The organism is Streptomyces millisiae (genome assembly GCF_031845425.1).
Lineage (GTDB): Bacteria > Actinomycetota > Actinomycetes > Streptomycetales > Streptomycetaceae > Streptomyces > Streptomyces millisiae.
Genome location: NZ_JAVREM010000091.1, coordinates 1 through 19,038, shown reverse-complemented (window position 1 = coordinate 19,038; position 19,038 = coordinate 1). Strand labels below are relative to the sequence as shown.

At 74.1% G+C, this 19,038-nt stretch carries 16 protein-coding genes; 4 read left to right on the top strand and 12 right to left on the bottom strand.

Annotated elements, in window-relative coordinates:
• Positions 1–141: 141 nt before the first annotated feature.
• Both RNC47_RS33325 and RNC47_RS33320 read left to right on the top strand, forming a co-directional pair.
• Complete coding sequence (locus tag RNC47_RS33325; protein ID WP_311604292.1) at positions 142–2,094, top strand: heavy metal translocating P-type ATPase; 1,953 nt, start codon at positions 142–144, stop codon at positions 2,092–2,094.
• 2 nt (positions 2,095–2,096) lie between these two features.
• Positions 2,097–2,444, top strand: coding sequence for an ArsR/SmtB family transcription factor (locus RNC47_RS33320; protein ID WP_311604290.1), 348 nt, complete (start codon positions 2,097–2,099; stop codon positions 2,442–2,444).
• A 35-nt stretch (positions 2,445–2,479) separates the two neighbouring features.
• On the opposite strand, the gene RNC47_RS33315 is transcribed toward RNC47_RS33320, so the two are convergent.
• The 12 genes from RNC47_RS33315 to RNC47_RS33260 form a co-directional block, all read right to left on the bottom strand.
• Positions 2,480–3,139: a GntR family transcriptional regulator gene (locus RNC47_RS33315; protein WP_311604288.1), complete on the bottom strand. Its 660-nt coding sequence runs from the start codon at positions 3,137–3,139 to the stop codon at positions 2,480–2,482.
• A gap of 86 nt (positions 3,140–3,225) precedes the next feature.
• On the bottom strand, positions 3,226–4,707 hold the full coding sequence (locus RNC47_RS33310; RefSeq protein ID WP_311604286.1) for an aldehyde dehydrogenase family protein: 1,482 nt from the start codon (positions 4,705–4,707) through the stop codon (positions 3,226–3,228).
• Positions 4,688–5,791, bottom strand: coding sequence for an ABC transporter ATP-binding protein (locus tag RNC47_RS33305; RefSeq protein ID WP_311604284.1), 1,104 nt, complete (start codon positions 5,789–5,791; stop codon positions 4,688–4,690). Before RNC47_RS33305 ends, RNC47_RS33310 begins: the two co-directional genes overlap by 20 nt.
• Positions 5,731–6,777, bottom strand: coding sequence for an ABC transporter ATP-binding protein (locus RNC47_RS33300; protein ID WP_311604283.1), 1,047 nt, complete (start codon positions 6,775–6,777; stop codon positions 5,731–5,733). The genes RNC47_RS33305 and RNC47_RS33300 overlap by 61 nt, the downstream gene beginning before the upstream one ends.
• A 17-nt stretch (positions 6,778–6,794) precedes the next feature.
• Positions 6,795–7,487 (bottom strand): GntR family transcriptional regulator, encoded by a 693-nt coding sequence (locus RNC47_RS33295; protein WP_311604282.1) that lies wholly within the window; start codon positions 7,485–7,487, stop codon positions 6,795–6,797.
• A 96-nt stretch (positions 7,488–7,583) separates the two neighbouring features.
• On the bottom strand, positions 7,584–8,468 hold the full coding sequence (locus tag RNC47_RS33290; protein WP_311604281.1) for an ABC transporter permease: 885 nt from the start codon (positions 8,466–8,468) through the stop codon (positions 7,584–7,586).
• On the bottom strand, positions 8,455–9,402 hold the full coding sequence (locus RNC47_RS33285) for an ABC transporter permease (protein ID WP_311604279.1): 948 nt from the start codon (positions 9,400–9,402) through the stop codon (positions 8,455–8,457). The genes RNC47_RS33290 and RNC47_RS33285 overlap by 14 nt, the downstream gene beginning before the upstream one ends.
• 45 nt (positions 9,403–9,447) lie before the next feature.
• Positions 9,448–10,725: an NAD(P)/FAD-dependent oxidoreductase gene (locus RNC47_RS33280; protein ID WP_311604278.1), complete on the bottom strand. Its 1,278-nt coding sequence runs from the start codon at positions 10,723–10,725 to the stop codon at positions 9,448–9,450.
• A gap of 19 nt (positions 10,726–10,744) precedes the next feature.
• Positions 10,745–11,413 (bottom strand): haloacid dehalogenase type II, encoded by a 669-nt coding sequence (locus RNC47_RS33275; protein WP_311604276.1) that lies wholly within the window; start codon positions 11,411–11,413, stop codon positions 10,745–10,747.
• A gap of 48 nt (positions 11,414–11,461) precedes the next feature.
• Positions 11,462–13,000: an ABC transporter substrate-binding protein gene (locus RNC47_RS33270; RefSeq protein ID WP_311604275.1), complete on the bottom strand. Its 1,539-nt coding sequence runs from the start codon at positions 12,998–13,000 to the stop codon at positions 11,462–11,464.
• Positions 13,001–13,243: 243 nt separating this feature from the next.
• Entirely contained in the window at positions 13,244–14,248 is a 1,005-nt protein-coding gene (locus RNC47_RS33265; RefSeq protein WP_311604273.1) for a phage baseplate protein, read from the bottom strand.
• Positions 14,249–14,362: 114 nt separating this feature from the next.
• Positions 14,363–15,667 (bottom strand): MFS transporter, encoded by a 1,305-nt coding sequence (locus RNC47_RS33260; protein ID WP_311604294.1) that lies wholly within the window; start codon positions 15,665–15,667, stop codon positions 14,363–14,365.
• Positions 15,668–15,806: 139 nt separating this feature from the next.
• Between RNC47_RS33260 and aroQ the strand changes: the two genes are divergently transcribed.
• Together aroQ and RNC47_RS33250 are read left to right on the top strand one after the other, a co-directional pair.
• Positions 15,807–16,277, top strand: a complete 471-nt coding sequence (gene aroQ / locus RNC47_RS33255) for a type II 3-dehydroquinate dehydratase (protein ID WP_311604272.1) — start codon at positions 15,807–15,809, stop codon at positions 16,275–16,277.
• Positions 16,278–16,476: 199 nt separating this feature from the next.
• On the top strand, positions 16,477–18,918 hold the full coding sequence (locus RNC47_RS33250; protein WP_311604270.1) for a SpoIIE family protein phosphatase: 2,442 nt from the start codon (positions 16,477–16,479) through the stop codon (positions 18,916–18,918).
• Positions 18,919–19,038: the final 120 nt, after the last annotated feature.

Below are 19,038 nucleotides of genomic sequence, written 5' to 3'. Positions count from 1 at the left end.
CCCCCGGGGGGGGGTGGGGGGGGGGGGGGGGGGGGCCAACCACGGGTGGCGATCAGCCACCGGCGCGCACCTGCGTATATGCGTATGTGCGCGAGTATGCGATAGAGTCCGTCGCGGCCCGACCGAACGGAGTGACACCGCATGACGACACAGGCGACAGAGACCGCGCACAACCCCGCTCCGGCGCCTCCGGCGCCGCCCGCGCGCGGCGGGGCCGCGCGGATGTGGGAGTTGGCGGAGATCCGCTGGGCCGCCGCCGCGACGGCGTTGTTCGGGTGCGGTCTGGTGGTCGATCTGGCCGGCGGGCCGCGCTGGCTGGCGTGGACGCTGTATCTGGCCTGCTACGCCGCCGGCGGCTGGGAGCCGCTCGCGGCGGGGCTGAGCGCGCTGCGGGAGAAGACGCTCGACGTCGACCTGCTGATGATCGTGGCCGCCGTGGGCGCCGCGTCCATCGGGCAGGTGCTGGACGGCGGGCTGCTGATCGTCATCTTCGCGACGTCCGGCGCCCTGGAGGCGTTCGCCACCCAGCGCACCGCCGACTCGGTGCGCGGGCTGCTCGACCTCGCGCCCGAGCACGCCACCAGGATCGGCCCGGACGGGGCCGAGGAGACGGTGCCCGCCGCCGAGCTCGTCGTCGGGGACGAGATCCTGGTCAGGCCGGGGGAGCGGGTCGGCGCCGACGGCGAGGTCGTCGACGGGGCGAGCGACGTCGACCAGGCCACCATCACCGGCGAGCCGCTGCCGGTGCCGAAGCTGCCGGGGGACGAGGTGTTCGCCGGCACCCTCAACGGCGGCGGGGCCCTGCGGGTGCGCGTCAGCCGGCCGGCGGCCGACTCCGTGGTGGCGCGGATCGTGGCCATGGTGCGGGAGGCCAGCGACACCAAGGCCCCCACCCAGCTGTTCATCGAGAAGGTGGAGCAGCGCTACTCGGCCGGCGTGGTCGTCGCCACGCTGCTGGTGTTCGGCATTCCCTACCTGCTGCTCGGCCACGGCTTCGACGACGCCCTGCTGCGCGCGATGACCTTCATGATCGTCGCCTCCCCCTGCGCCGTGGTGCTGGCCACCATGCCGCCGCTGCTGTCGGCCATCGCCAACGCCGGCCGGCACGGCGTGCTGGTGAAGTCGGCCGTGGTCATGGAGCGGCTCGCCGACACCGGACGGGTCGCCTTCGACAAGACCGGCACCCTCACCGAGGGCAGCCCGCGGGTGAGCGAGCTGCGCCCGCTGCCCGGCGTGGCGCTGGGCGAGGAGGAGATCCTGCGGCTTGCCGCCGGCGCCGAGCACCGATCCGAGCACCCGCTGGCCCGCGCCGTGGTCGCCGCGGCGGCGGAGCGCGGCATCGAGCCCGGCGGCCCGGTCGAGGACTTCGCCTCGGCCCCGGGCCGGGGCGTCACCGCGCGCGTGGCGGGCCGGCTGGTCGAGGTCGGCGCGGCGGGCGCGGGCGGCGGGCGCGAGCTGGTCGCGGCCGGCAGCACCGCCGTCCTGGTGCGGGTGGACGGCGAGCCGGTCGCGGTGCTCGGCATCACCGACCGGCTGCGCCCCGACGCCGCCGAGGCGGTGCGGGCCGTCGCCGCCCTGACCACGGCGCCGCCGGTGCTGCTCACCGGCGACAACGCCGACGCCGCCGAGCGGGTGGCCGCGGAGGCCGGCATCAGCGAGGTGCGGGCCGGGCTGCTGCCGCAGGACAAGGTGGGCGCGGTGCGCGAGTTCCAGGCGGCCGGGCAGCAGACCCTGGTGGTCGGCGACGGCGTCAACGACGCGCCCGCCATGGCCGCCGCGCACCTCGGCGTCGCCATGGGCCGGGCCGGCTCCGACCTGGCCCTGGAGACCGCCGACGCGGTCGTCGTCCGGGACGAGCTGGTGGCGGTGCCAGCCGTGATCGCGCTGGCCCGCAGGGCCCGCCGGGTGGTTGTCGCCAACCTGGTGATCGCCGGGACCTTCATCACCGTGCTGGTGCTCTGGGACCTCGTCGGCACCCTGCCGCTGCCGCTCGGCGTCGCCGGGCACGAGGGCTCCACGGTGCTGGTCGGCCTCAACGGCCTCCGGCTGCTGCGCACGGCCGCCTGGCGGCGGGCCCGCGGCGCTAGCATGTAGCCATGCACGCGGGTATCGAGGGGTTTCACGTACCGGAGCCCGAGGTCGTCGACCAGGCGACCGAGTTGCTGCGGATCCTCAGCGACCCCACCCGGCTCCGGCTGCTGTACGCGCTCTCCCAGGGCGAGACGAACGTGGCCTGCCTGGCGGAGATCGTCGGCGCCAACCCGGCGGCGGTCAGCCAGCACCTGTCCAAGCTGCGGCTCTCGGGCGCCGTCCGGGCGCGCCGGCAGGGCACGTTCATGTACTACACGGTGGCCGACCCGGCGATCCACACGGTGTTGCGGGCGGTGCTCGGCGCCGCCGCGCCCGAGGCGGCGCCCGAGCCGGCCACGTCCCAGCCGTCCTGAGGCCCGGCCGGCCGCCGCTCGGCGCGACCGGCGCCCTACGCGTCGGTCAACTGCCGCAGCGTGGCGTCGAGATGGGCGTCGACCGCGGCCAGCAGCCGGCGCTCGGTGCCGTCCCGCAGGAGCTCGACGAGCGTGCGGTGCTCGGCGGCCAGCTCCGCCGGCCGCCGCCCGACGTCCGGCCTGGTGGCCAGGCCGATGCGGGTCTCGGCGGCGAGGGTGGCGAACATCCGGGAGAGCCGCGGGCTTTCCGCGGACGCCACCAGGATCTCGTGGAAGGCGAGGTCCAGCTCCACGATCCTGGCCCAGCTCTCGCCCTCGGCCGCCGCGAGCTCACCGGCGGCCGCCGCCAGACGGGACAGGTGGCGCTCGTCCTTGCTCTTCCACAGCAGCGAGGCGGCCTTGCGCTCGATCAACCGCCGGGAGAGACAGACGTCGGCCAGGTCGCCGGGGCCGAGCTCGATGACGAAGACGCCGCGGTTCTTGATGTTGACCAGCAGCCCCTCCTGCACCAGGCGCTGGAGGGCCTCGCGCACCGGGCCCCTGCTGATCCCGAAGGTCGCCGCCAGTTGGGCCTCGGCCATCTGGCTGCCCGGCGGGAACGTGCCGTCCACGATGCGTTCCCTGAGCTGGTCCACGATGAGACTCGAGGTGGTGCGGCGCGTGATCGGGACGAGTCCCTCAATCACTTCGGTCACGATTCCCCTAGCTGTCATTCGGATTGTTGACAGCTTACAGCGCGGGGATAGGCTGCCGGCCGTGGGTCCCGGAGCACGGCCGAAAATCAACCGCGCCGAATCGCCACGATCTTGGGCTCGGTCATGGCCTCCACCGCGTACCGCACCCCCTCGCGGCCGACGCCCGAGCGTTTCGGCCCGCCGAACGGCATCGCGTCGATCCGGAAGTCGCTGCTGTCGTTGATCATCACGGCGCCCACCCGCAGCCGTTCGGCCACCGCGAGCGCCGTGTCGATCCCGGCGGTGAACACGCCGGCCTGGAGGCCGAAGTCGGTGGCGTTGGCCAGCGCCACCGCCTCGTCCAGGTCGCCGAACGCGCCGACCGTCAGCACCGGGCCGAACACCTCCTCGGCCGTGACCCGGGCCCCGGCCGGGACGTCGGATAGCACCGTCGGCCAGTGGAACGCGCCCTCCCGCCGGCCGCCCGCGCGCACCCGGGCGCCGCCGGCCACCGCCTCGGCCACCCACGCGCCCACCCGGGCCGCCTCCCGGGCCGAGACCAGCGGGCCCACGTCGGTCAGCGGGTCGCGCTTGGAGCCCACCCGCAGCCGCCCGGTCGCCGCCAGCGTCTCGGCGAGGAAGTCGTCGAACGACTCGGCCGCCACCAACGCCCGCTGCACCGAGAGGCAGTTCTGCCCGGCCACCCCGAAGGCGCCCTCGACCACGGCCCGGGCCGCGCGCGCCGGATCCGCGTCGGCCAGCACCAGCACACAGTTGTTGCCGCCCAGCTCCATCAGCGTCTTCCTGGCCCCCGCCGCCCTGGCGACGGCCGCACCGGTGCGATGCCCACCGGTGAACGACACCAGGTCCACCAGCGGATGCCCCACCAGCGCCCGCCCCGCCCGGGCGCCGGCGCCGGGCAGCACCGCGAGACGGCCGGCCGGCACGCCGGCGTCGAGCAGCACGGCGGCGAAGGCGAGCGCGGTGAGCGGCGTCGCCTCGGCCGGCTTGAGCACCACCCCGTTGCCGCCGGCCAGCGCCGGACCCAGCTTGTGCGCCACCAGGTTGAGCGGGTCGTTGAACGGCGTGATCGCCGCCACCACCCCGACCGGCTCACGTGTGTACCAGCCGAGCCGGCCCGCGCCGCGCGCCGTGTCGTCGAACGGCAGGGTCTCGCCGGTGAGCCGGCCGGTGCACTCGGCCGACAGCCGCAGCGTCTCGGCGGCCCGCGCCACCTCGGCCGTCGCCTCCCGCACGGTCTTGCAGCCCTCGCCCGAGATCAGCCCGACCAACTCGGCCCGGCGCTCACCCAACAGCTCGGCGGCCCGGTGCAGCGCCTCGCGCCGCCGCCAGGCGGGCCAGGGCGCGCCGCCCCACACGGCCGCCGCCACCGACCGGACGGCGGCGTCCACCTCGGCCGGGGTGACGTCCGCGACCTCGCCGAGGCGGCGGCCGTCCTCCGGGTCGTGGACGGCGAACGCCTCGGCGCCGTCCCGCCACCGGCCGGCCCAGAACGCCCCGGCGGGCGGGAGCCAGGGCGGCGCGCCCGGCCGGGTCGCGGCCGGCTGCTCATCGGTCGTGGTGTGCATCGGGTGCCTCTCTCGCGTGTGGTCCGGCGCCGGGCGACGACGGGCCGGCCGGCCGGGAGTCCCAGTAGTGGCAGGAGACGGTGTGCCCCGGGCCGCCGGCCGCCAGCGGCGGCGGCGCCTCGGTGGCGCAGCGGTCCCCCGCCAGGTCGCAGCGGAGCCGGAACCGGCATCCCGGCGGCGGGTCGAGCGGGCTCGGCGGCTCCCCGCGCAGGGTGCCGAACTCCGCGTCCGGCGCCGGGCGTTCGGGCAGTGAGGCGGCGAGCAGCGCCCTGGTGTAGGGGTGCGCGGGCCGCTCGAAGAGGTCGTCGCGCGCCGCGACCTCGACGAGCTGGCCGAGGTACATCACGGCCACCCGGTCGCAGACGTGCCGGACCACCCGCAGGTCGTGAGAGATGATCAGCAGGGTGAGGCCCAGCCGGTCCTTGAGCTCCATCAGCAGGTTGAGGATCTGCGCGCGGATCGAGGCGTCCAGCGCCGAGGTCGGCTCGTCGCAGACCAGGAAGCGCGGCCGCAGCAGCAACGCCCGTGCCACCACGACGCGTTGCAGCTGACCGCCGGAGCACTCGGCCGGCCGCCGGCCGAGGAACGACTCGTCGAGACCGACCTGTTCGAGGACGGCGGCGATCCGGGCGCGCCGCTCGGCCCGGTCGCCGACGCCGTGCTGCGCCAGCGGCGCCTCCAGGCTGGTGCCGAGCCGCATCCTGGGGTCGAGCGCGGCGTGCGGGTCCTGGAAGACCAGCTGCATCTCCCGGCGCAACGCCCGCCGGCCCGCCCGGCCGCGCCCGGCGATGTCGGCGCCGTCGAACACCACCCGCCCCCGGTCGGCGCGCACCAGTCCCAGCACCGCCCTGGCGAGGGTGGTCTTGCCGCAGCCGGACTCGCCGACCAGACCGAGCACCTCACCGGGCTCGACGGCGAACGACACGCCGTCGACCGAGTGCACGGCGCTGCGCCGCCCGATCAACGAGCGGGCGCCCACCGGGAAGTGCTTGACCAGGCCCTCCACGCTCAGCAACGGCGCGTTCACCCGCCCACCGCCTCGGCCGGCCGCGCCCAGCAGCGGCAGCGGTGCCCGGAGCCGCAACTGCTCAGCGTCGGCTCCTCGTTCTCGCACGAGCCCGCCACGTCCGTGCCGTCCGCCACCGGGCAGCGCGGCCGGAACCTGCACCCCCGACGCAGCTCGCGGGCCCGGGCCGCGCTGCCCGGGATGGTGTAGAGCCGGTCCGCCTCCCGGCGCAGCAGCGAGGCCCGCAACAGCGCCTGGGTGTAGGGGTGTCGGGGGGACTCGAAGAGCTCGGCGACCGGCCCGTCCTCGACGATCCGGCCGGCGTACATCACGGCCACCCGGTCGGCGGTGGTGGCGACGATCCCCAGGTCGTGGGTGATCAGCAGCACCGACATGCCCGACTCCCGCTGCCGGCGCTTCAACAGCCGCAGGATCTGGGCCTGCACGGTGACGTCGAGCGCGGTGGTCGGCTCGTCGGCGATCAACAGCCCCGGGTCGCCGGCCAGCGCGGCGGCGATCATCACCCGCTGCGCCATGCCGCCGGACAGCTGGTGGGCGTAGGCCCGGGCCCGGCGCTCCGGCTCCGGGATGCCCACGTCGCGCAGCAGCCCGGGCACCCGCCGCCTGGCCTCCCGGCGGCTGAGGCCACGGTGCAGCCACAGCGGCTCGGCGACCTGGTCCCGGACGGTGGCGGTGGGGTCGAGCATGGCGCGCGGCTGCTGGAAGAGCATGGCCACCCGGCTGCCCCTGATCCGGTCCATCCGGCGCGGGGCGAGGCCCACCAGGTCCTCGCCGTCCAGCGTCACGGAGCCGCCGGTGATCCGGGCGCCCGACGGCAGCAGGCCCATGGCGGCGCGGGCCGTGACGCTCTTGCCAGAGCCCGACTCGCCGACCAGCGCGAGGATCTCGCCGCGCCTGACGGTCAGGTCCAGGCCCTCGACGACGGTGGCGTCACCGAACGCGACGCGCAGGCCCCGGATGTCGAGCGCGACGTCGGTCGCCTCCGGGGCGGCGGCGGGCGGCGGGGTGGTGGTGCCGGGTTGCCGTTGGGATCGCCGGTTCATCTCCGGCCTCCTTGTCCTCAGCTGGCGGGAGTTGAGCGTTGCGACTGGCGCAGCCGGTGCCGCAGCGTCACCACGGCCTCGGCGAAGTGCCGTTGCAGGGTGGCGAGCGCGGTCTCCAGGTCGGCGCCGGCGATCAGCTCCACCAACTCCCGGTGCTCCGGGAGCAGGTCGAGCCTGGCGGGTTCGAGGTCGGCGTACATGTTGAGGCAGAGCCGGGTCTCGGAGATCAGCGTGTCGAACATCCGGCTGAGCCGGTGGCTGCCGGCCGCGTTCACCACCAGCCGGTGGAACCGCACGTCGATGTCGCCGAGCGCCCGCCAGTTGTCCGCGTCGACGGCGTCGGCCATCTCGTCGACCACCCGGCGCAGCGCGTCGACCAGACCGGCCGGTGCCGGGGCCGCCATCACCTGGCGGAACGCGGCGGCCTCCACCGCCTCGCGGGCGAAGAAGACGTCGACGATGTCCGCCTCGCTGAGCACCGGGACGAACACCCCCCGGTGCGGCTGGCTGGACAACAACCCCTCCTGGATGAGGCGTTGCAGGCTCTCCCGGATCGGTCCCCGGCTGACGCCGAGGCGTTCGGCGAGTTCGGCCTCGTGCAGTTGGCTGCCCGGCAGGAAGACGCCGTGGTAGATGCCCTCCCTCAGCTGCTCGGTGACCTGCGAGACGAGGGTGCGGCGGGGGATGGGGGTGATGGGTGAGGTGGTCATCTCTGGCCTGTCGTTTCTGTCATCGGGGCGTTCCTGTCGTCGGGCCGCTGGCGGGCCGGTCGTGGAGGCGGGTCGGGTGGTGCCGCGCGGTGCGGGTCAGGCGCGGTCGTCGGCGTGCGGCTCCACCCCCTGCCCGACGAGGGTGACGCTGAGCGCGGTGACGAAGATCGCGAGCCCGGGCACCAGCACCAGCAGCGGCGCCTGCTCCAGGTAGGGCTGGGCGTCGAGCAGCATCGCGCCCCAGTCCGAGTCCGGTGGCTGCACGCCGAGCCCGAGGAAGGAGAGGCCGCCGACGGTGATCAGCTTGTGCCCGAAGCGCAGGAAGCCGAGCGCGGTGACCGGCCGCAGCGCGTTGGGGATGACGTGCCGCACCACGATGAAGGTGCGAGAGCAGCCCAGGGCCTCGGCCGCCTCGACGAAGTCCCGGCCGTTGATCTCCAGCGCGAGGCCCCGGGCCAGCCGGGCGAACGGGGTCCAGCCGACCACGGTGAGCGCCGCGATCAGAGTGCCGTGCCCGGTGCCGAGAACGGCGATCAGGAAGAGCGCCACGATCACGTCGGGGATGGCGATCAGCAGGTCGACCACCCGCATCAGCACCTCGTCGAGCAGGCCGCCGACCCGGGCGCTGAACGCCCCGACCAGGGTGCCGATCAGCGCCGAGAGCAGCAGGGTGACGGCGGCCACGGTGACCGAGAACCGGCCGCCGTGCATCAGCCGGCTGAGCACGTCCCGGCCGAGGTGGTCGGTGCCGAGCCAGTGGTCGGCGCTCGGCCCGGCCATCCGGCGGGTCAGGTCCTGCGCGGCCGGGTCGAAGGGGGCGATCCAGGGCGTGAGCAGCAGCACGAGCACCACGGCGGCGAAGACCGCGCCGCCGACCAGCACCGTCGCGCGCTGGCCGCGCACCCGGCGCAGGGTGCCGGTCAGCCGGCCCGGAGCGCGGGCCAGCGGGTGGGAGGCCGGGGCCTGTTCAGTGAGCGTCATGGCGGACCCTCGCGGTGGGATTGATCAGTTCGCCGACCAGGTCGGCCACGGTGCTGACGGCGATGGCCAGCGCGACGACGCAGAGCAGCCCGCCCTGGATCACCGGGATGTCCTGGTTGACGACCCCCCTGTAGACCAGCTGGCCCATGCCGGGGATGTTGAACAGGACCTCGATGACGACCGAGCCGCCGAGCAGACCGGCGAACCAGACCGAGGAGAGCGTCAGCACCGGCAGCAGCCCGTTGCGCAGGCCGTGCCGCAGCAGGGTGGCGCCGGGGCCGAGGCCCCGGCCGCGCGCCGCGGTGATGTAGGGGGCCGCCAGCACGTCGATCATGGCGGCCCTGGTGATCCGCAGCACGTAGGCGAGCGGCCGCAGGGTCAGGGTGAGGGCGGGCAGCACCAGCGAGGCCGGGGTCTCCCAGCCGGCCGACGGCAGCCAGCCCAGGTAGCGGGAGAAGACCAGGACGAGGACCGGCGCCAGCCAGTACTCGGGGACGGCGACGAAGCCCTGGGTGAGCAGGGTGATGCCGTGGTCGAGGCGGCCGCCGTGCCGGGTGGCCGCCAGGGTGCCGAGTGGCACCGCGATCAGCACGGCGGTGGAGAGGGCGACCACGGCCAGGGTGACCGAGACGCCCAGGGCGTCGCCCAGCAGCTCGGCGACCGGGGCCCGGTTGGTGAACGAGAGGCCGAAGTCGCCGCCGAGTACCCGGCCGAGCCAGCTGACGTACTGGGCCAGCAGTGGCCGGTCCAGGCCGAGGTCGGCCTTGAGCGCCTCGACGGCGGCCGGGTCGAGGGCGTTGTCGGAGACCCGGGAGCGCAGCACCGCCCGGGCCGGGTCGCCACCGCTGAGGTAGGGGATGAGGAAGGCGAGCAGGGAGACGACGAGCAGCGTGGCCAGGGTGACCGTGGCCCGTCTGAGGGCGAATCTGAGCATGGGACGCACCTCCTTCCGGCCGTCCGTCGTCGGCCGGCGGGCTCGCTAGCGGATGACGTCGAGCGCCCGGTAGTAGGCGCCCGCGAACGGCAGGAACCACGGCGGTCCGAAGTGCCCCGGCACGCGCGGGAAGCCGAGGCCGCGGAAGCTGTTGGCCGCGGGGTCGCCGCCGAGCACGTCGGCCATCTGGCGGCCCATGTGGGTGGCCATCTGGACGCCGTGCCCCGAGTAGCAGGCGGAGTAGAACAGACCCTCGTGCTCGCCGGCGTGCACCATCTGGTCGAGGCTGAGGTCGACCAGGCCGCCCCAGCAGTAGTCGAGGCGGACGCCCGCCAGCTGCGGGAAGACCGTGAGCATGCCCTTGCGGAGGATCCGGCCGCTCTTGAGGTCGGAGGCCGCGCCTGACATGGCGAACCTGGCCCGGCCGCCGAACAGCAGCCGGTTGTCGGGGGTGATGCGGAAGTAGTAGAGGATGTTCTTGGTGTCGGAGGCCATCCTGCGGGTGGGCATCAGCTCGTCCACCAGCTCCTGCGGGAGCGGCTCGGTGACCACGATGAAGCTGCCGACCGGCACGATCCGGTTGCGCAGCCAGCGGAACGAGGAGCCGGTGTAGGCGCCGCTGGCGAACAGCACCTGGTCGGCGCGGACGGTGCCGATCGGGGTGACCACGTCGTGCCGGTGGCCGGCGATCCGCCGGGTGCGGGTCACCGGGGTGCCCTCCAGGATCCGCACCCCGAGGCGTTCGGCCGCGTCGGCGAGGCCGCGCACGAACTTGCCGACGTGCAGCCCCGCGCCCTGCGGGTCGGCCAGGCCGCCGTGGTAGTGGTCGGTGCCGACCTCGGAGCGCAGCGCGCTCCTGGGGATCAGCTCCGTCTGGTAGCCGATCATCTCGGCCAGCGCCTCGTGGGTGCGGGCCAGGCGCTCGTAGTGGGCCGGCTTGCACGCCAGGTTGAGCTTGCCGGTGCGGGCGAAGTCGCAGTCGATGGACTCCTCGGTCACCAGCTTCTCGACGGTGTCGATGGCGTCGTTGTAGGCCAGGTAGAGGGCCTTGGCGGTGGGGACGCCGTAGCGGGCCACGGCGGTCAGGAAGCCGATGGCAAGACCCGTGGTGCACATGCCGCCGTTGCGGCCCGAGGCGCCGAAGCCGACGGTGTCCTGTTCGAGCACGGTGACGTCGGCGCCCTTGCGGGCCAGGTGGATCGCGGCGGAGAGCCCGGTGAGGCCGGCGCCGACGATCGCCACGTCGGTCCGCCCGTCCAGGGCGACTCCGGTGCGGTCGGGCGCGGCCGGCGCGGTGTCCAGCCAGTAGGGAACGGACTTCACGTCCTTCACCTCCTCTCCGTCACAGGCCGAGCAGCGCGGGCAGTTCGGTCAGCGCGGTGATCTCGGTGTAGCCGTAGTAGGGGGTGCTCGGCTCGTAACCCCGGTTCAGGTAGACCTTGTTGGTGATGCGCAGGTCGTGGGCGGGGATCAGGTCGTAGCGCAGGCTGGACGAGACGTGCAGCAGGTCGCCCGGCGCACAGCCGAGTTGGGCGAACATGTACTCGAAGGCGGCGAGGCGCGGCTTGTAGGCGCGGGCCTGCTGGGCGGTGAGCACGGCGTGGAAGGGGGCGCCGAGCCTGGCCACGTTGCCGCCGATCTGGTCGTCGGCCGCGTTGGAGAGGATCACCAGCGGGAACGCCTCGGCCAGCTTCGCCAGTGCCTCCGGCACGTCCGGGTGCGGGCCCCAGGTGGGCACCGCCGCCACGATGGCCTCGGCGTCGGAGTCCCGGTAGGGGAGGTCCCACAGGGCGGTGGCCCGCCTGAGGGCGTTGGTGATGACCTCGGGGTAGGGCTGGTAGGCGCCGAGCACCTCGTCGATCCGGTAGGCCTCGAAGTCGTCGAGGAAGTCCTCCATCCGCTCCTCGGATATCCGGTCGGCGTACAGGCCCCGGGTGACGGCGGACATCTGGAAGTGGGTCAGGGTGCCGTAGCAGTCGAAGCTGATGAACTTGGGGCGGAAGTCGATCATCGGTCTCCCTCTCTGAGCGGTGTGTTCCCGTGGGGGGTCGCGGGCGGCTCAGCCGTCGGCGAGCGCCAGGTCGGCGGTGAGCGTGTAGTAGGGGTGCAGCGTGAAGCCGGTGACGCCGGAGTGGGCCACGGTCTCGGTCTCGTGCACCAGGAAGACGTTGACGGCCCGCTCCTGGAGGTCGGCCGCCAGCTGGGCGTAGAGCGCGTAGCGCGCGTCCCGGTCGGCCGTGCCACGGGCCCGGGTGATCAGCTCGTCCACCGCGGGGTCGCACAGCTGGGTGAGGTTGAATCCGCCGTCGCAGGAGTAGTCGGCGGTCAGGAAGCCCAGCGGGTCGGGCATGTCGCCCAGGTGGTTGCGGGAGAGCAGCGCCATGTCGAAGTCGCCGTCGAGCAGCCTGGGTTCGACGGAGGCGTAGTCGGCGGTCTCGATCTCCACCGACACGCCGGCGGAGCGCAACTGCTCCTGGATGACGGCCGCGAGGTCGGCGAAGCCGGTGCCCTCGGTGTAGACGGTCAGGGTGAGGTCGAGCGAGCCGGGGTCGACGCCGGCCTCCTCGAAGAGCGCGGCCGCCGCCTCGGGGTCGGCGGTCACCGGCTCGGCGCCGGTGGGCGCGAACGGTTCGTCGGGCGCGAAGGGGCCGACGGCCGGCCGCGAGGCGCCGGGGTAGACCGCGTCGCTGATCTCCGCGGTGTCGACGGCGGCCTGGACGGCGCGCCGCACCCGCTCGTCGTCGAAGGGCGCGCGGGCGTTGTTGAGCACCAGCTGGGTGGTGCGCGAGAGTTCGGTGGTCTCCACGGTGACGCCGTCCGTCTCGGTGAGCGCGGTGACGCTGGTGATGGGCATCTTGCGGGAGATCTGGGCCTCGCCGGTCTGGATCTGGGTGGCCCGCAGCGTGGCGTCGGTGACGAACCGCACCTCGGCGGCGTCGAGTCGCACCTCGCCGCCCCAGTAGGCGGCGTTGCGCTCCAGCCGCACCGACTGCTGGGGCACCTCCTCGACGATGGTGAAGGGTCCGGTGCAGGTGGCCCGCGGATCGGTGGCCGACTCGCCGTAGGCGCCCGGCGCGAGCACCCCGGTGTTGGGGGTGGAGAGCCGCTCGGGCATCAGGTGGTCCGGCTCGGCGGTGGTGATCCGCACCGTGTCCTCGTCCACCGGGGCCACCCCGGTCACCGTCTCCGGTGCGAAGACCGAGGCGGGGGCGGTGACGTCGAGGGCGTGGGTCAGGGCGCCGGCCACCGCCTCGGCGTCCATCGGCTCGCCGTTCTGGAAGCTGACGCCGGTGCGGAGGTCGAACTCCCAGGCGGTGGGCTCGACCTGCTCCCACGAGGTGGCCAGCATCGGCTCGATCGAGCCGTCGGCCTCGCGCCGCACCAGCGTCTCGAGACAGCCCACCTTGGAGAGCACGAACGAGTCGTCGGTCTCCAACGCCCAGCCGGCCGCGGGCCCGAAGGGTTCGTCGATCACGACGGCGCGTTCGCCCCCGGCGCCACCGCCCCCGCCGTCGGCCGAGTCGGCGCCCCCCATGCCGCAGGCTCCGAGCACCGGGGCCAGTACCAACAGTCCGCAGGTCACACGCGCTTTTCGCATAGCACTCACCCAATCGACGACGGCCCTGAGGGCCGCGGGCCCAGCCCAGCCTCGCGCCGGCTGTTGAGGGAGCACGTTAGGAGCGTCAACTGCCTCTTGTCTACAATCTTTCGTAAACAAGAGGTTGCCGGAGGCGACACCAACGCGACCGCCCCGGTGCTCACCCGGGCCGTGGGCCGAGGGGCGAGCACCGGGGCGGTGCCGTGCTGAACTGCGGTGATGCCGGCGGGCGTCGGCGTGGGATCAGACGAACTCGCTCTTGTGGAAGACGGTCGCCTGCCGGACGCCCGCCGTGTTCGAGTGGAAGCCGAAGGCCAACCGGGGCGCCCCCGAGGCGATCCAGACGGCCATGCCCTGTGGCTCACGCCCGGCCAGCGACTGGCCGGCGTCGGTGACGAACCGGTCCACCACGGTCGACTGTCCGGTGGCGTTGATGTCGACGGCGGTCAGACAGGCGTCGCCGCCCACCGCCCCCTCCAGCAGGTACGCGTAGCGACCGCAGCCGGCGAAGCCCTGGAACGGGTTGCTCGCGCCCCAGGCCCCCCGGGACGGCAGGGCACGCTCGGCCAGCCGGTGCTCCCTGCCGAGCCGCCCGGCCCGCGCGTCGTCCAGGCTGAAGACCGCGAGCCGCGGCATGTCCTCGGCCACCTTGTAACGCACCAGCAAACGGTTGGTCCACGGGTCGACGGCCGGCTGTGGCGCGATCATCACGTCCCCGATGGCGGGGGTGCGGTCCTGGATCGACGGGTCGTCCGCGGCCAGCGTGGCCCCGTTGACGAAGCGGAACCGGCCGATCCTGGTGCCGAACCCGCTGGGGCTGGTGCGCCACTCCGTCCACAGGTAGACCTCGCCCTGGTAGGGCTCGACGCCGATCTGCACGCCGTGCCCGAAGCCGTGCAGCGCCATGGAGCCCAACTGGTTCCCCGAGGTGTCGGTCCTGGTCACCCAGAGGTCGCCGACGCGCGCCGGGTCGGTGTTGGTCGAGTTGTGCTGGACGAAGTAGACGTGCTGCCGCTCGTTGTCGTAAGCGAACGACTGCATCACCCAGTTGGCGTGCAGCGACCTGCGCCAGATCGGGTTGCCGCCGGCCCCCTCGAACCGGAACCGCGGCGAGTCGGGCACGGCGGCCTCCGCCCGGCTCGCGCTGAGTAAGGCGACGGGGCCGGCCAGCGTCGCCCCGGCGAGTAGGCCGCCGCCGGCGCGGTGGAAACGCCGGCGGCTGAGGGGAGCGGGGCTCGAGATGGGCAACGCGGCCTCCCGGGGTCTCGGTTGGGTAACGGTCGAGTCCCCATCTGATCACGGGCGGCGCCGAGTTCACAAGAAGCCGACGTGAGGTCACCCGTCCCACGGGCCCCGCGTGGCTCAGTCGGCGACCGACGCGGCGGCCGCCACCCGACGGGCCTTGCGCCGGGTGACCAGCAGCCCCGTCAACGACAGCGCCCAGAACGGGTACTGCACCAGCCACGCCAGCCGGAAGGCGTCGAAGGTGTATCCGCCCGCCGCGTCGAGCACCACGCCCATCGACACCAGCACCGCGAGCGAGGCGGTGAAGCCGCCCAGGTTCACCATGCTCTGCGCCACGCCGAGCTGGCCCGCCGGGTTGGTCGTCCTGGCGATGTCGAAGCCCACCACGGAGCCGGGGCCACCCGCCGACAGCACCACGATCAACACCACGAGCAGCCAGAACGGCGCCCGGCCCGGCAGCGCGAGCAGCACCGTCCACACCGCCACCGTCGAGCCCAGCACACCGAGCAGCAGCCAGGAACGGCGCGTCGGGTGGCGCGTCGTCAGCACCCCGAGCACCGGCCCGACGGCGATGGTGCCCAGCACGAACAGGGTCAGCAGCCCACTGGCCGCCGACGCGGAGAGGCCCTGCGCGGACACCAGGTACGGCACACCCCACAGCAGGGAGAACGCCATCATCGAGAACTGGGTCGCCATGTGCCCGAAGAAGCCGAGCCGGGTGCCGGGGCGGCGCCAGATCTCGCCCAACTGCCCGAGGACCGCCCGCGCCGGCACGCCCCCGCGCGCCGGCCGCGACCCGGGCGGCGCGTCCCGCAGCACGGCGAGCGCCAGCACCGCGCCCAGCAGGCTCAGGCTCGCCGCCGAGCCGAAGGCCGTCGACCAGCCGGCCGCGCGCAGCAGCGCGAGGAACGGCAGCGCGGACAGGATCTGCCCCAACTGCCCCAGGATCGTCGTCAGCTGGGTCACCAGCGGCACCCGGTGGGCCGGGAACCAGCGCGGCAGCAGCGCGAGCACCGACACGAACATCAGCCCGTCGCCCATGCCGACGACCACCCGGGCCAGGATCGCGGTGGTCAGGTCGCCCGCGAAGGCCAGCAGGAACTGCCCGGCCGCCGCCACCGTGCCGCTGAGGCACACCGTCACCCGCGCGCCCCACCTGTCCACCAGCAGGCCGGCCGGTATCTGCATCGACACGTAGACGATGACCTGCACGAAGACGAAGGTGGACAGCTGGGTGGGGGAGACCGCGAAGTGCTCGGCGGCCTCCAGGCCCGACACCCCGAGGGTGGTCCGCTGCATGATGGAGAACGCGTAGGCCAGCACGCCGACGGCCCAGATGGCGTAGGAACGCCGGGTGGGGAGGGTGGCTCCGGTCGATCTCGTCCCGCTTCGCTCCGCCGTCCCAGCCCGCACCGTCTCCACGATCGTCAAGGATCCCAGCCGGCCTCGACGGTGACCAAACCGAGGGCGGGCGTCGTGACCGATCTCACCGGATACGTGGTGATCGGGGACGGTGGGCGCGTTTGGCCGGGCGGCGGCGCCGGCCGCCATGATGGGGGCCATGACCCACGTGACGCCAGCGCCCGAGGCGCCCACCCTGATGGTCCTCAACGGCCCGAACCTCAACCTGCTCGGCACCCGGCAGCCCGAGATCTACGGCGCCGACACCCTGGCCGACGTGGAGCGGCTGTGCGCCGAGACGGCGGCCCGGCACGGCGCGACCGTCGACTGCCGGCAGAGCAACCACGAGGGCCAGCTCGTCGACTGGATCCACGAGGCCCGCGAAGGCCACGCCGCCATCGTCATCAACCCCGCCGCCTACTCGCACACCTCGGTCGCGCTGCTCGACGCCCTGGCCACCTGCGACGGGCTGCCCGTCATCGAGGTGCACATCTCCAACATCCACCGCCGCGAGCCGTTCCGCCACCACTCCTACGTCTCCGCGGCCGCCACCGCCGTCATCGCCGGCTGCGGCGTCCACGGCTACGCCCTCGCCGTCGAGCACGCCTGCCGGCTGCTGGCCACCGGCTGAGCTGCCGCGCCGTCAGGAAACGGGGCGGCGCCGGACGCCGCGGTGCGCTGTACCATCGGCGGACCTCGCCTGGCGTCCCGCTGATGGCAGCCGTGCATGGCGGAACTCGCATGCCTGGCGATACCGTTTTCCTGGATATGAGCGGATTTGCGACCTTCGCTGGCCTGCTCCTGACGGCGCGATGGTGAGGATGAGCGGGATGGAAGGACCGGGCGGCGGCGCCCCCGGGGCGGACACCGCCTCGGCCGTGGTGGACGCCGGCGGCGTCATCCGGGCCTGGAGCCCGGGCGCCGAGCGGCTGCTCGGCCACGCCGCCACCGACGTCGTCGGCCGGTCGGCCGGGCCCCTGCTCGGCCAGGCCCCGCCGGCCGCCGCCCCGGGACCCGAGGGCTGGCGCGGCACGCTGCGGCTGCGGCACCGCGCGGGCCACACCGTGGCGGCCCAGGTCGCGGCCAGCCCTCTCCAGGACGGCGGCGGCGAGCCGCGCTGGCTGCTGCTCGCCACCGAGGCGGCGCGGCCCGCCGAGGACCCGCTGACGATGCTGGCCCTGGCCTACGAACAGTCGGGCGAGTCGCTGGCCATCTACGACGTTCGGGGCCACGTCCTCTGGGCCAACGCCACGGTCCGGCGCCACCTCGGCCTCACCGAGGAGGAGATGATCGGCCGTCCCATCGACGCTCTCTTCGCCGCCGGCGAGGACAGGCACCCGGACAACCCCTTCGCCCAGCCGGACTCCCAGGGCGCACGGGCGCTGCGGGACGTCGCGGAGCGACTGCGTGAGGTGGGGCGTGACGGCCGGCAGATCGCCTTCGAGGTCACCGCGGGCACGGCGGAGAACCCCCAGGCGATCACCTGGGCCGTCAACGTCTCCCCGATCCGTGACGCCTCCGGCGTCGTCCGCGGCGTCTTCGTCGTCTCCGTGGACGTCACGGAGCAGGCCCGCGCCCGGGACCGACTCACCCTGCTCAAGGAGGCCGGCGACCGCATCGGCGGCACCCTCGACGTCACCACCACCGCCCAGGAGCTCGCCGACATCCTGGTGCCGTCCCTCTGCGACTTCGCCATCGTCGACCTGCTGCCGCCGGTCGCCACCGGCGGTGAGCCCACCATGGCCGCCGAGCGCGGCGGCTACACCATGCACCGGGCCGCCCAGCGCTCCCTCCACGAGGGCGTCCCGGAGGCCGCGCTGCCCGTCGGCCGGCTCGACCGCTACCCGGACTACTCGCCGCCCGCCCGCGCCCTGGCCACCGGCGGCCTCGTGCTCAGCGACCTCGACGACCCCGACTTCAGCCGCTGGCTGCGCGAGGACCCCGAGCGTCGCGCCCGCGCCGAGACCTACGGCTTCCGCACCATGATGACCGTCCCGCTGCGCGCCCGCGGCATCGTGCTCGGCATCGCCCGGCTGCTGCGCACCCGCCCCGACACCTTCGTCGGCGACGACCTGGTGCTCGCCGAGGAGCTGTGCGCCCGCGCCGCCGTCAGCATCGACAACGCCCGCCGCTACGCGCGGGAGCGCGGCACCGCCCTGGCACTCCAGCGCAGCCTGCTGCCCCGCCAGCTCCAGGGGCAGATCGCGGTGGACGTCGCCTCCCGCTACCGGCCGGCCGCCGGGCGGATGGGCGTCGGCGGCGACTGGTTCGACGTGGTGCCGCTCTCCGGCACCCGGGTGGCCCTGGTCATCGGGGACGTGGTCGGCCACGGCGTGCACGCCTCGGCCACCATGGGCCGGCTGCGCACCGCCGTGCGCACCCTGGCCGACGTCGACCTGCCACCCGACGAGCTGCTCACCCACCTGGACGATCTGGTCTCGCACCTCGCGGAGCAGGAGGAGGCCGCCGACCCGTCCGCCGCGACCATCGGCGAGGTCGGCGCCACCTGCCTGTACGCCGTCTACGACCCGGTCTCGCGGATCTGCGCCATGGCCAGCGCCGGCCACCCGCCGCCCGTCATCACGGGTCCCGACGGCACCGCCATCCCCGTCGACATCAGCCCCGGGCCGCCGCTCGGCGTCGGCGGCCTGCCGTTCGAGGCCACCCAGGTGGTGCTGCCCGAGGGCAGCCTGGTCGCGCTCAGCACCAACGGCCTCATCACCCCGCGCGGCCGGGCCATCGAGCAGGGCCAGCGGCTGCTGCACGACGCGCTGGCCGAGCCGGCCGGGAGTCTGGACGAGATCTGCGACCGCGCCCTGGGCGAGCTGCTGCCCGAGCGGCAGACCGACGACGCGGCGCTGCTGCTGGCCAGGACCAGGGCGTTGGACGCGCGGCACGTGGCGACGCTCGACCTGGCCGCCGAGCCCGCGCTGGTCGCCACCGCCCGCAAGGCGGCCGCCGAGCAGCTGGTCGCCTGGGACCTCACCGAGGCGGCCTTCGTCACCGAGCTGGTGGTCAGCGAGCTGGTCACCAACGCCATCCGGCACGCGGAACCGCCCATCCAGCTACGGCTGTTGCGCGGCGAGACCTCACTGATCATCGAGGTCTCCGACGGCAGCAGCACCGCCCCGCACCTGCGCCGGGCCCGCACCTTCGACGAGGGCGGCCGCGGCCTGCTGCTGGTCGCCCAACTCACCCAGCAGTGGGGCACCCGGCAGACCGCGAGCGGCAAGACCATCTGGGCCGAGCAGCAGCTCTCCGGCCAGCCCTAGGTGTTCTGTCTCGGGAGGTTGTGGACGGTGATGGAGGTCTCGGCTGTGGGTTCTTGAATGGGTGAGGGCCTTCCGGGTTCGGTGTGGATTGCGACGTCTCCACCGACCTTGAGAAGGCCC